The organism is Citrobacter sp. S46_ASV_140, assembly GCF_018919545.1.
GTDB classification, from domain to species: domain Bacteria; phylum Pseudomonadota; class Gammaproteobacteria; order Enterobacterales; family Enterobacteriaceae; genus Citrobacter; species Citrobacter braakii.
Genome location: NZ_JAHLRC010000114.1, coordinates 1 through 11,408, shown reverse-complemented (window position 1 = coordinate 11,408; position 11,408 = coordinate 1). Strand labels below are relative to the sequence as shown.

Genomic DNA, 11,408 nt, shown 5'->3' with positions numbered 1-11,408 from the left:
CAGACTCGTCGGCAGCGTCAGATGTGTATAAGAGACAGCTACCAGGCTGCTCCACCCCGCGTCACCGTACTGCTTTTATTTCATCAAATTTTAATTGGTTGCGGGGGCCGGATTTGAACCGACGACCTTCGGGTTATGAGCCCGACGAGCTACCAAGCTGCTCCACCCCGCGTCCGTGGATGCGCACTATACTCTGCTCGCATTTTCATGCAACCCTTTTTTCACCTTGATCACGTTTTTAAGGTGAAAATGAACAAAAACAACGCATTCTGGATTGTTTTTTGCTCAAAATTTGCGTTCGGGTATGTATACGCATTTCATTAGGTTCGGGGGTTTGTTATCTTCGTCTCGCATTCAGGCAACATAAGACGAGAACAATGAAAGGACGTTGGGCAAAATATCTTCTGGCGGGAGCAGTCGTCGCGATGCTCGCCGCGTGTTCCTCAAAACCCACCGATCGTGGACAGCAGTATAAAGACGGGAAATTTACCCAGCCTTTCTCACTGGTGAACCAGCCTGATGCGGTTGGCGCACCAATCAATGCCGGTGATTTCGCCGAGCAGGTTAATCAAATTCGCAGCGCTTCGCCACGTTTGTACGGCAACCAGAGCAACGTTTACAACGCTATCCAGCAGTGGTTACGTGCGGGCGGTGATACGCGCAGTATGCGCCAGTTTGGTATTGATGCCTGGCAAATGGAAGGGGCGGACAACTACGGTAACGTCCAGTTTACCGGTTATTACACGCCGGTTATTCAGGCGCGCCATACGCGCCAGGGCGAGTTTCAGTATCCTATCTATCGCATGCCGCCAAAACGTGGCCGTTTACCAAGCCGTGCCGAGATTTACGCGGGTGCGCTGAGCGACAACTACATTCTGGCGTACAGCAACTCCCTGATGGATAACTTCATTATGGATGTGCAGGGTAGTGGTTACATCGATTTTGGCGATGGCAGTCCGCTTAACTTCTTTAGCTATTCCGGGAAAAACGGCCACGCCTATCGCAGCATCGGTAAGGTGCTTATCGACCGTGGCGAAGTGAAAAAAGAAGATATGTCGATGCAGGCTATTCGCCATTGGGGGGAAACGCACAGCGAAGCCGAAGTGCGTGAGCTGTTGGAGCAGAACCCATCGTTTGTCTTCTTTAAACCGCAATCTTTTGCACCGGTCAAAGGGGCCAGCGCGGTACCGTTGATTGGCCGCGCGTCTGTGGCTTCTGACCGCAGTATCATTCCGGCGGGCACAACATTGCTGGCGGAAGTCCCGTTACTGGACAATAACGGCAAGTTTACCGGCCAGTACGAACTGCGCCTGATGGTGGCGTTAGATGTGGGTGGCGCTATTAAAGGGCAACACTTCGATATCTATCAGGGCATTGGTGCTGACGCCGGACACCGTGCGGGGTGGTATAATCACTACGGTCGCGTCTGGGTACTGAAAACAGCGCCGGGTACGGGTAACGTGTTCAGCGGTTAATAGCCGGATGGCGCTCGATATTAATGAATTTGAGGTGTTATGTCTGTGGTTATCAGTGATGCCTGGCGCCAGCGTTTTGGTGGTACGGCGCGTTTGTATGGCGAAAATGCGCTGCAGTTGTTTGCCCAATCGCACGTTTGCGTGGTCGGGATTGGCGGGGTAGGGTCGTGGGCGGCGGAAGCGCTGGCGCGTACCGGTATTGGCGCCATCACGCTCATCGATATGGATGATGTGTGCGTCACCAATACTAACCGCCAGATCCATGCTCTGCGCGATAACGTCGGCCTGGCAAAAGCTGAAGTGATGGCTGAACGTATCCGCCAGATTAACCCGGAGTGCCGGGTGAACGTGGTCGATGATTTTGTCACGCCGGATAATGTTGCTGAGTATATGAGTGCGGGTTATTCGTATGTCATCGATGCGATTGATAGCGTGCGCCCAAAAGCGGCACTGATCGCCTGGTGTCGGCGTAACAAAATTCCGCTGGTGACCACCGGTGGTGCGGGAGGGCAGATCGACCCGACGCAGATACAGGTCGTTGATTTGGCAAAAACTATCCAGGATCCGCTGGCAGCCAAGCTACGCGAGCGGCTGAAAAGCGATTTTGGCGTGGTGAAAAACAGCAAAGGCAAGCTGGGCGTGGACTGTGTGTTCTCGACCGAAGCGCTGGTTTACCCGCAGGCAGATGGCTCGGTATGTGCGATGAAGGCGACGGCGGAAGGGCCGAAGCGAATGGATTGCGCATCCGGTTTTGGCGCGGCCACTATGGTGACCGCCACCTTTGGCTTTGTTGCCGTCTCACATGCGCTGAAGAAGATGATGGCGAAAGCGGCGCGCCAGAGTTGAGTGTGTTGTGCCGGATAAGACGCGTTCGCGTCGCCATCCGGCAACCATCAAACCTGTCGGGCAGCCTCAAGAATCGCCTCGTTCAGAGCATGCAGCCCCTGGGTACGCGAGGCGCTGAGCTGCGCGCGTAAACCTAGCTCGTCAAATAATGCCATAGGCGAATGCGCCAGTAACTCGACTGCAGTTTTACCTTCAACCGCCGTGAGTAATACCGCCAACAGCCCGCGTACAATGCGACCTTCGCTGTCGCCGAAGAAATGCAAAGTACCATTCTCATGAAGGGTATGCCCCAGCCAAACGCGGTTTTCGCAGCCCGCGATCTCTTTGGCCTGCGCCTTTAGCGAATCCGGAAGCGCTGGCAACTGCTTACCCAGCAGAATCAGCTGGCGATATTTATCTTCCCACTGGGTGAGCGGGGTAAAGGTATTGCGTAACGTCTCTTCCGTTACGGTTGTGCCAAACGGGTGTCCGGCGAACAGAGGGCTTGTCATTAATCCACCAATATTTCCAGCGCGCGGTCAACGGCTGCGACCAACGCATCTACATCACTTTGCGTATTATAAGGTGCAAATGAGGCGCGTAGCGTCCCGGACACGCCCAGTTCTGCCAGCAGCGGTTGCGCACAGTGTTGTCCTGCACGCAGTGCAATGCCATATTCGGCCAGCAACGTCACCATGTCGCTGTGATGAACGCCTGCGAAATCAAAGGCTAACAGACTGGAGTCCTGGCAGCGGAAGGAGCGAAAGCCGGGGCGTTTCGCCAGTGCATCTTCTGCCAGCGTCGCCAGACCCCGGCTCCAGTTTTCGGCCTGCACCACGTCAACGTCCGCCAGCCATTCGAGCGCCGCGCTTAGCCCGATAACGCCAGCAACGTTAGGCGTACCGGCCTCCAGCTTCCATGGAGCAGCCTGGGTGGTGAAACCGTCAAAACTGACTTCGCTAATCATTTTACCCCCACCGAGCCAGGGAGACATGGCATCCAGCAGTTCCGGTTTACCGTACAGCACGCCAATGCCGGTGGGGCCATACAGCTTGTGGCCCGAGAACGCATAGAAATCAATGTCTAATTGCTGTACGTCGGCGGGGAAATGGACAATCCCCTGGGCACCATCCACCATCACCACCATTCCAGCCGCATGGGCGAGCGTAATGGCGCGGGCCAGATCCGGGCAACCGCCGGTAACGTTCGACATCTGCCCAAGCGCCAGAATGCGGCTGCGTGGAGTGATGAGTTGCGTGAGGCATTCAACGTCTGGCAATAAATGGGCGTTAAGCGGCAGCCTGACGACCTTCGCCCCCGTTTGCTCCGCCACCATCAACCAGGGCACGAGGTTGGCATGATGCTCTGCTGCGCTAACGATAATCTCATCACCCGGTTGTAAGCGCGGTCGCGCATAGCTTTGGGCAACCATGTTGATCGCTTCCGTCGTACCGCGGGTCCAGACGATTGTTTTGTCATCCGGCGCATTAATCAGGCTTGCGACTTTTTCCCGCGCGGCTTCATAGCGTGCGGTCAGGCGCTGTGCTTCGGCAAACTGGCTGCGGTGGACGTTCCCGGCGCTCAGGCTATAAAACTGATGGGTGGCCTCAATCACTGCCTGCGGCTTCAGTGCTGTAGCAGCGCTGTCGAGATAGACGCCAGCATCGTTGAGTGCGGGAAATTGCGCGCGAAACTGCGCGGGGTTAAAAGCGTTCATGGTATTCCTCAGTTCAGTAAACCGATCGTGGCGCAAAAAGGGCGCTGATACAAGGGGGGGGCTAACCATCGGAATACTCTGGATATCCTGGCAAAGTCCACGCAGTGTCTTATGCTATATACCGTTAGGCGAGCAATTTAGCCTGTTACGGAGTGTGTTTTTAATAGCATAAATCGCTTTAAGGAGAAAAAGATGAAAAAGACTGCCGCAATTATCTCTGCTTGTATGCTGACTTTTGCCCTGAGCGCCTGTTCTGGTTCGAATTACGTGATGCACACCAATGATGGTCGATCAATCGTATCTGATGGTAAGCCACAGACCGACAATGAAACGGGGATGATTTCGTATAAAGACGCTAACGGCAACAAACAGCAGATTAACCGTACCGATGTGAAAGAGATGGTAGAACTGGATAACTAACCGGTCGTCCATCGACAAAGAGTCGGACAAAAAAAAGCACCGCAATTTGGCGGTGCTACATTAATCACTATGGACAGACAGGGTAAATGTACAGGAAGTGAAAAAGGGTAGCTTTGCTACCATGGTCTGAATCGCAGACCAATTGCAAACACAACAACACAACATCACAACCGTAAGCCAAAAGCCCACCAGAACACGCATTCCGATAAAACTTTTCGTTCCGGCTTCAGGAAGTGCCGCCACTATAGGTATTTGCTGGTAGAACCTCAACGGACAATTTATAATGGCTCAGATAAAAAAAACTAATAGGTTACAACCTGTTGGTTAATTGTTAAATTCATTTAACATCAAAGCCTAAAAGTCATGTCAAAACGATTACCACCCCTAAATGCGTTGCGTGTTTTTGATGCTGCAGCGCGTCATTTGAGCTTTACGCGCGCAGCAGAAGAGCTTTTTGTGACGCAGGCCGCAGTAAGTCATCAAATCAAGTCACTTGAGGATTTCCTGGGGCTGAAGCTGTTTCGTCGACGCAATCGATCTTTGCTGTTAACGGAAGAAGGCCAAAGCTACTTTCTCGACATCAAAGAGATTTTTTCGCAATTAACCGACGCGACGCGTAAACTTCAGGCACGCAGTGCAAAAGGTGCGCTCACTGTGAGTTTATTGCCCAGTTTTGCAATCCAATGGATGGTTCCCAGACTCTCTAGCTTTAACTCAGCTTATCCGGGAATCGATGTCAGGATCCAGGCGGTGGACCGTCAGGAAGACAAACTGGCTGACGATGTTGATGTGGCGATTTTCTACGGACGTGGCAACTGGCCGGGTCTGCGCGTTGAAAAGTTGTACGCAGAATATCTATTGCCGGTCTGCTCGCCGCTATTACTCACCGGTGATAAACCGCTAAAGACGCCCGAAGATCTGGCGAAACACACATTATTGCACGATGCGTCACGCCGTGACTGGCAAGCCTATACGCGCCAGCTTGGCCTGAATCATATCAACGTACAGCAGGGACCCATCTTCAGCCATAGCGCCATGGTGCTCCAGGCTGCTATCCATGGACAGGGAATTGCGTTGGCTAATAACGTCATGGCGCAATCCGAAATAGAAGCCGGACGTCTGGTCTGTCCGTTTAATGATGTTCTGGTCAGCAAAAACGCATTTTATCTGGTTTGTCATGACAGTCAGGCAGAACTGGGTAAAATAGCCGCCTTCCGTCAGTGGATTCTGGCGAAAGCGGCCACGGAACAAGAAAAATTCCGCTTTCGTTATGAACAATAATTTACGTAGGGTATTCACATGACCAGCCGTTTTATGCTGATTTTTGCCGCCGTAAGTGGCTTTATCTTTGTGGCGTTGGGCGCCTTTGGGGCACATGTTCTGAGTAAAACCCTCGGTGTCGTTGAGATGGGGTGGATCCAGACTGGCCTCGAGTATCAGGCGTTCCATACGCTGGCTATATTTGGCCTGGCCGTCGCCATGCAGCGGCGCATTAGCATTTGGTTTTACTGGAGTAGCGTGTTTTTGGCATTAGGAACGGTGCTGTTTAGCGGCAGCCTGTATTGCCTCGCGCTCTCGCATTTACGCCTGTGGGCGTTTGTTACCCCCGTCGGTGGTTTCAGCTTCCTTGTGGGCTGGGCGCTGATGTTAGTGGGCGCTATTCGATTGAAACGTAAGGGCGTTAGCCATGAATAAGGTTGTATTGTTGTGTCGCCCAGGTTTTGAAAAAGAGTGCGCCGCAGAAATTACGGATAAAGCAGGACGCCGGGAAATCTTCGGTTTTGCCCGCGTGAAAGACAATGCGGGTTACGTCATCTTCGAATGCTATCAGCAGGACGATGCCGAAAAGTTAGTGAAAGAGTTGCCGTTTAGCTCGCTGATTTTTGCCCGTCAAATGTTTGTGGTGGGCGAACTGCTGCAATATTTACCGCCGGAAGACCGCATTACGCCGATTGTCGGCATGTTGCAGGGCGTGGTAGAGAAAGGCGGCGATCTGCGCGTTGAAGTTGCTGATACCAATGAAAGCAAAGAGTTGGTTAAATTTTGCCGTAAATTTACCGTACCACTGCGCGCGGCGCTGCGGGAAGCGGGCGTGCTGGCAAAATATGAAACGCCAAAACGTCCGGTGGTTCATGTGTTCTTTATCGCACCAGGCTGTTGCTATACCGGCTATTCCTGGCCTGACAATAACTCCCCGTTCTACATGGGCATTCCGCGTCTGAAGTTCCCGGCCGATGCGCCGAGCCGTTCAACACTGAAGCTGGAAGAAGCGCTGCACGTGTTTATTCCTGCCGATGAGTGGGATGAACGTCTGGCTAACGGAATGTATGCGGTGGATTTAGGGGCATGCCCGGGCGGTTGGACCTATCAACTGGTTAAACGCAACATGTGGGTTTACTCCGTGGATAATGGTCCGATGGCGCAAAGCCTGATGGATACCGGACAAGTTACCTGGCTGCGCGAAGACGGATTTAAGTACCGGCCAAATCGCAATAACATTTCGTGGATGGTTTGCGACATGGTGGAAAAGCCCGCGAAGGTTGCCGCCCTGATGGCGCAGTGGCTGGTCAACGGCTGGTGTCGTGAGACTATCTTCAACCTTAAGCTGCCGATGAAAAAACGCTACGAAGAGGTGTCGCAAAACCTGGCTTATATTCAGGCACAGCTTGACGAGCATGGCGTAAATGCCCAGATTCAGGCGCGTCAGCTGTATCATGACCGTGAAGAAGTCACCGTGCACGTCCGTCGCCTGTGGGCTGCTGTTGGTGGTCGTCGCGACGAGCGATAAGGTAAAATTGCAGGCCGGATGAAGGCGTAAATGCCTCATCCGGCCTGCATTGTTTCAATCAGCGGCGTATCTGAAATAATATGCGTCACATCATCCAGATGCCCAATCCGGGCCTCTCCCGAACGATTAAATTTACTTTTATCGATCAGCAATAATGACTGCGCTGCGCGCTTAAGCAGAATGGACTTGAAGTCGGCATTGGTCGCGTTAGAGTCCCAGAGTGCACCGTCGCTGTCGATCCCTGCGCAGGAAAAAATAAACAGATCGATCTCGAGTGGTTTGAGCTGCGAGATGAGCGAGGGGTTAACATAGCAACCGTATTTACGCTCAAGGCGACCGCCGGAGCTGATGAGCTGAAGATGTTCGCGTTTAGCCAATTCCTGGCAAATGGGCTGGCTGTTGGTAAAGACGTGAATGTTGATGTCCGGTAACTGTCGCGCCAGGTACCAGCACGTTGAGCTGGCGTCCAGGGCTATCACCATACCTTCTTCGATCCATGCCAGCGCTTCGCGGGCAATATTCGCTTTGTGGGCATAGTGGCTTTTGAGTCGCATATGAAACGGGTCGCCGCTGTCCTGATTTTCCCGATGAATCACTTTGGCCCGCCCGTGATTGCGCAGCACTTTTCCCTGGGCTTGTAACTCGCTGAGATCGCGGCGGATGGTCTCTTTGCTGACCTTAAGTTGCAAAGCAAGGGTTTCGGTTGTCAGATTTTTGTGGTTGGTAAGCAGATCTACGATCGCCTGCTGGCGCGCCGCTTTCATGTTCTGATCCTCATCTTATGATGAATGCCCGTAGCTGACGGGCATTCAGACCAGAGATTACGGGGTTACTCCTTTTTTTAATAGAATATTCCCGTACTTTGCCCGCTCTCCTGTGATAACGATCGCAAACGCCTGTTGCGCGCGTTCATAGAAGGCATAGCGGTCAATACGTGTGATGTCCGGGCAGGGGGGTTGCAGTGAAAGCGCCTGACGATAGCGGGCCTCGACGTCAGGATCGAGGGCATCGCCTTCAACAGCCGCCATCATCACCAGCGGTGGGGCATAGCTGTCCAGTTCAAAGAGCGGAATAATCGCCTGTAGCAGGTCGCTGACCGATAGACCGTCGGCGCGGATAACCTGCGGTCCCATGCTGTGGGCCGGGAAGTGGGCATCGGAAAATATAATCTCATCGCCGTGGCCCATCTCAGCCAGCACCTTCAGCAGGTCGGGCGAAATTATGGGAGATATTGTTTTGAGCATGTTACTCAACTCCTGTTAGTTCGGATTCGGTTTGCGGATAGAAGTAACGGTACTGGTAGCGTACCTGCCCGCGTGCCTGTTCCGGTGAGGCAAATTCCCCAATGCCTGACCACGCAAACATTGCGGCACCTGCCACGGTGGTTTCGGCGTCATCCAGCACTTTGACAGGTATCCCGAGCACATTCGCTTTGATCTGATTCCACAACGCGTTGCGGCTTCCCCCACCAACCAATAGCAGTTCAGTGGCCTGGAAATGACCGATTTTTTCCAGCGTATGGAGGTTTCGCTGCAGCTGTTCTGTCAGTCCTTCCAGCGCGGCGCGATAAAAGTGCCCACGGGTGGTATTGAGCGTAACCCCTTGCCAGCCCGCATTCTGACAGGCCAGCAGGTCGCAGTGCATCTTCACGCCTTCGGCGCCTGCCGGGATGGCCCTGGCTTCGTCAATCAGCGTCTGCCAGGGGGTGTCGGCAGTCCACAGCAGCTTACGCACCCACTCAAGTACACCGGAAGCCAGCCACTGCATGCCGGGGTTATTCAGTCCAGCCTGGCTATCCAGCTCACAAGTGGAACCCGCATATTGGCTGAGCTGGGAGGTATCCACCTGCGCACTGCGCACCATCAGAATTTCCCATGTGCCGGAAGAGAGCACCGGTTCATCTGGTTGGGCTCCAGCGCCAAATAGCGCAAACTGCGTGTCGTGTCCGGCAGAGATGACCGGAATTCCCGCCGTAAGCCCGAGCAGGCTGGCAGCCTCTGGTTGCAAAGCCCCAATCTGTTCGCCTGCTTCAACCAGGCGCGGGAACAGACGGCGCGGTATGCCCGTAGCCTGCAAAATGTCATGACTAAAATCGCGCTGCCGGATGTCCAGCAACTGGCTGGTGCCCGCCATGGTGATATCTGTAGTGAACTCGCCGGTTAAACGGTGGTTGATAAGCGACGAGATAAACAACCAGGCGTGCGCCTGCTCCAGAAATTGCGGATGGTTTTCTTTCAGCCACACCAGTTTATACAGCGTGTTGAAGCTAAATGCGCCGACGCCGGAAATTTCCTGCAATTGCTGCGGTGAAATGTAGCGGTGAATATTCTCCATCACCGCTGCGGTGCGTGGGCATTTCCAGCTAATCACCGGATACAGCTGCTTGCCGTTCTTATCAACCAGCGCGCCGTCTACGCCAAAAGTGGTGACGGCGATCCCGCGGACATGGCAGGCGGCCAGTTGCGTGCAGAGGCGCTGACAGCAATCGGCGAAGCGTTGCAGAATGGCCTCCAGCGACCATTGATGCCAGGTACTGTTTTCTGTTGCGATGTCACTGGCGTTCGGGGTTGCTGCGCGGGCGACAATCTTTCCCTGTCGGTCAACGGCGATAGCCCGCACGTTGGTCGCGCCACAGTCGAGAACCAGGATAACGTCTTGTTTCATAATCGCTCCCCAAACGTAGCCGGATGGCGCAGCGCTTACCCGGCCTACAAAATTCACTGCGCAGGCCCGGTAAGCTTGCGCCACCGGGCCAGAGTCGCATTAACGCTTATACAGCGGGCCGTAGTTCTGGCAGGCGCGATAATCCTGGCCTTCCATATCCATACCATGGGCTGCCCAGGCTGAAGGGCGGTAAATTTTTTCGTCTTCCACGTTGTGCATACAAACCGGGATACGCAGCATGGCGGCGAGCGTAATAAAGTCCGCACCCACGTGACCTATCGTCAGTACGCCGTGGTTTGCGCCCCAGTTAGCCATGACGGAATAGACATCGCTGAACGGGCCTTGACCGGTTAAGCGCGGGGCAAACCAGGTGGTTGGCCAGGTGGAGTTGGTGCGCGCATCAAGCTGGTCGTGCATCTCTTTCGGCAATTCCACGCTCCAGCCTTCCGCGATTTGCAGCACCGGGCCCAGGCCTTTGATGATGTTGATGCGGGTCATGGTGAAGGGCACGCCGCCCTCGGTCAGGAAGCGAGAAGAATAGCCGCCGCCGCGGAAGTATTCGTGAATAGCCGGACACCATTCGGTAGCCGCAAGGCAATCATCCGCCTCTTTCTGTGAGATCTCCCAGTGCGGCTTCATGGTCGGTTTCCCTTCGCCGTCGCGCTGTTTGCAGGAGCCATCCAGCGCTGCCGAGCCGGAGTTAATCAGGTGAATAATACCGTGCTCAGCAAGGCCGGTCAGCGGTTTACCCGTGACACGTTCAACCGCCTCTGGCGACCAGTAGGTACGCACATCGGCAAAGACCTGCGCTGTGCCGGTGAGTTGATGACCAAACAGCATCGCCACGCCGTTCAGGCTGTCGTTTTCGGTGGCGACAACGAACGGTTCGCGAATGCCGTTCCAGTCAAAGGAGCTGTTGAGCAGTGCTTCGGCGGTATCGCCATTAGGGTATTGATCGGTCCAGTGACGCTGGCCCTGGAAGCCTGCGGCAATCGCGTTATACCCCAGCGACTCTTCAACCCGACCTTTGTCTGCCAGTTTCTGGTTACCCTGCATCATGTCGCGAATGCACATGGCCATAAGCAGGCTCTCTTTCAGCACCGCACGGCTCTGCTCTGCGTTACGCTTATATTGTTGTGCGTTCTGATCTTCACCGTAGCGGAAGTTTTTATCCGCCCACGCCAGCGCCATTTCTAGCTCGGCTTCGTCATAGATTTTTTGGTCGATGCGACGACGCAGTTCGGTCATATCAACGGGTTGAACCTTCATTCCCAGCCAGGATTCAAAGAAGTTATGATCGACAATCGAGCCGGCAATGCCCATTGAAACGCCGCCTACGGACAGGTAGCTTTTGCCTTTCATACTGGCAACCGCCAGGCCCGCGCGGGTAAAGCGCAGCAATTTTTCTTCGACATCGGCAGGGATCGTGGTGTCACCGGCATCCTGTACGTCATGGCCGTAAATAGAGAAGGCGGGAAGTCCTTTTTGATTATGCGCAGCCAATGCTGCGGCCAGATAA

The 11,408-nt window shown here is 54.1% G+C and carries 12 protein-coding genes and 1 tRNA gene; 6 read left to right on the top strand and 7 right to left on the bottom strand.

Translation table 11 applies throughout. From position 1 onward, the window contains the following. Positions 1 to 95: 95 nt before the first annotated feature. A tRNA-Met gene (locus KQJ19_RS19545) sits at positions 96 to 172 on the bottom strand. A 205-nt stretch (positions 173 to 377) separates the two neighbouring features. Here KQJ19_RS19545 and mltA point away from each other — a divergent pair. After that, on the top strand, positions 378 to 1,475 hold the full coding sequence (mltA, locus tag KQJ19_RS19540; RefSeq protein WP_019077597.1) for a murein transglycosylase A: 1,098 nt from the start codon (positions 378 to 380) through the stop codon (positions 1,473 to 1,475). 39 nt (positions 1,476 to 1,514) lie between these two features. Continuing rightward, complete coding sequence (tcdA, locus tag KQJ19_RS19535) at positions 1,515 to 2,321, top strand: tRNA cyclic N6-threonylcarbamoyladenosine(37) synthase TcdA (protein ID WP_019077596.1); 807 nt, start codon at positions 1,515 to 1,517, stop codon at positions 2,319 to 2,321. 47 nt (positions 2,322 to 2,368) lie between these two features. On the opposite strand, the gene csdE is transcribed toward tcdA, so the two are convergent. Together csdE and csdA are read right to left on the bottom strand one after the other, a co-directional pair. Continuing rightward, positions 2,369 to 2,812, bottom strand: a complete 444-nt coding sequence (gene csdE / locus KQJ19_RS19530; RefSeq protein WP_216404017.1) for a cysteine desulfurase sulfur acceptor subunit CsdE — start codon at positions 2,810 to 2,812, stop codon at positions 2,369 to 2,371. Further along, positions 2,812 to 4,017 (bottom strand): cysteine desulfurase CsdA, encoded by a 1,206-nt coding sequence (gene csdA, locus KQJ19_RS19525; protein WP_153690054.1) that lies wholly within the window; start codon positions 4,015 to 4,017, stop codon positions 2,812 to 2,814. Before csdA ends, csdE begins: the two co-directional genes overlap by 1 nt. A 192-nt stretch (positions 4,018 to 4,209) precedes the next feature. On the opposite strand from csdA, the gene KQJ19_RS19520 reads away from it, so the two are divergent. The 4 genes from KQJ19_RS19520 (at position 4,210) to rlmM (ending at position 7,225) form a co-directional block, all read left to right on the top strand. Next, entirely contained in the window at positions 4,210 to 4,437 is a 228-nt protein-coding gene (locus KQJ19_RS19520) for a YgdI/YgdR family lipoprotein (RefSeq protein WP_016154261.1), read from the top strand. 363 nt (positions 4,438 to 4,800) lie between these two features. Further along, complete coding sequence (gene gcvA, locus KQJ19_RS19515; protein ID WP_016154260.1) at positions 4,801 to 5,718, top strand: glycine cleavage system transcriptional regulator GcvA; 918 nt, start codon at positions 4,801 to 4,803, stop codon at positions 5,716 to 5,718. An 18-nt stretch (positions 5,719 to 5,736) separates the two neighbouring features. After that, positions 5,737 to 6,132, top strand: a complete 396-nt coding sequence (locus tag KQJ19_RS19510; protein WP_003034037.1) for a DUF423 domain-containing protein — start codon at positions 5,737 to 5,739, stop codon at positions 6,130 to 6,132. Beyond that, entirely contained in the window at positions 6,125 to 7,225 is a 1,101-nt protein-coding gene (gene rlmM, locus KQJ19_RS19505) for a 23S rRNA (cytidine(2498)-2'-O)-methyltransferase RlmM (protein WP_003034040.1), read from the top strand. Before KQJ19_RS19510 ends, rlmM begins: the two co-directional genes overlap by 8 nt. Before the next feature lie 35 nt (positions 7,226 to 7,260). Here the strand turns inward: rlmM and fucR are convergent, their stop codons facing one another. The 4 genes from fucR to fucI form a co-directional block, all read right to left on the bottom strand. Next, a complete protein-coding gene (fucR, locus tag KQJ19_RS19500) occupies positions 7,261 to 7,989 on the bottom strand; it encodes an L-fucose operon activator (protein ID WP_019077594.1) in 729 nt (242 codons plus the stop codon). Between the two features lie 57 nt (positions 7,990 to 8,046). Next, the gene (fucU, locus tag KQJ19_RS19495; RefSeq protein WP_216404016.1) at positions 8,047 to 8,469 is read right to left on the bottom strand and encodes an L-fucose mutarotase; all 423 of its coding nucleotides are present in this window, start codon (positions 8,467 to 8,469) and stop codon (positions 8,047 to 8,049) included. Position 8,470: 1 nt separating this feature from the next. Further along, positions 8,471 to 9,889 carry an L-fuculokinase gene (fucK, locus tag KQJ19_RS19490; protein ID WP_049040356.1) on the bottom strand — a complete coding sequence of 473 codons (1,419 nt, stop codon included), beginning with the start codon at positions 9,887 to 9,889 and terminating at the stop codon, positions 8,471 to 8,473. 99 nt (positions 9,890 to 9,988) lie between these two features. Further along, positions 9,989 to 11,408 (bottom strand): L-fucose isomerase (gene fucI, locus KQJ19_RS19485; RefSeq protein ID WP_216404015.1); only part of this gene is annotated, 1,420 nt, incomplete at its 5' end.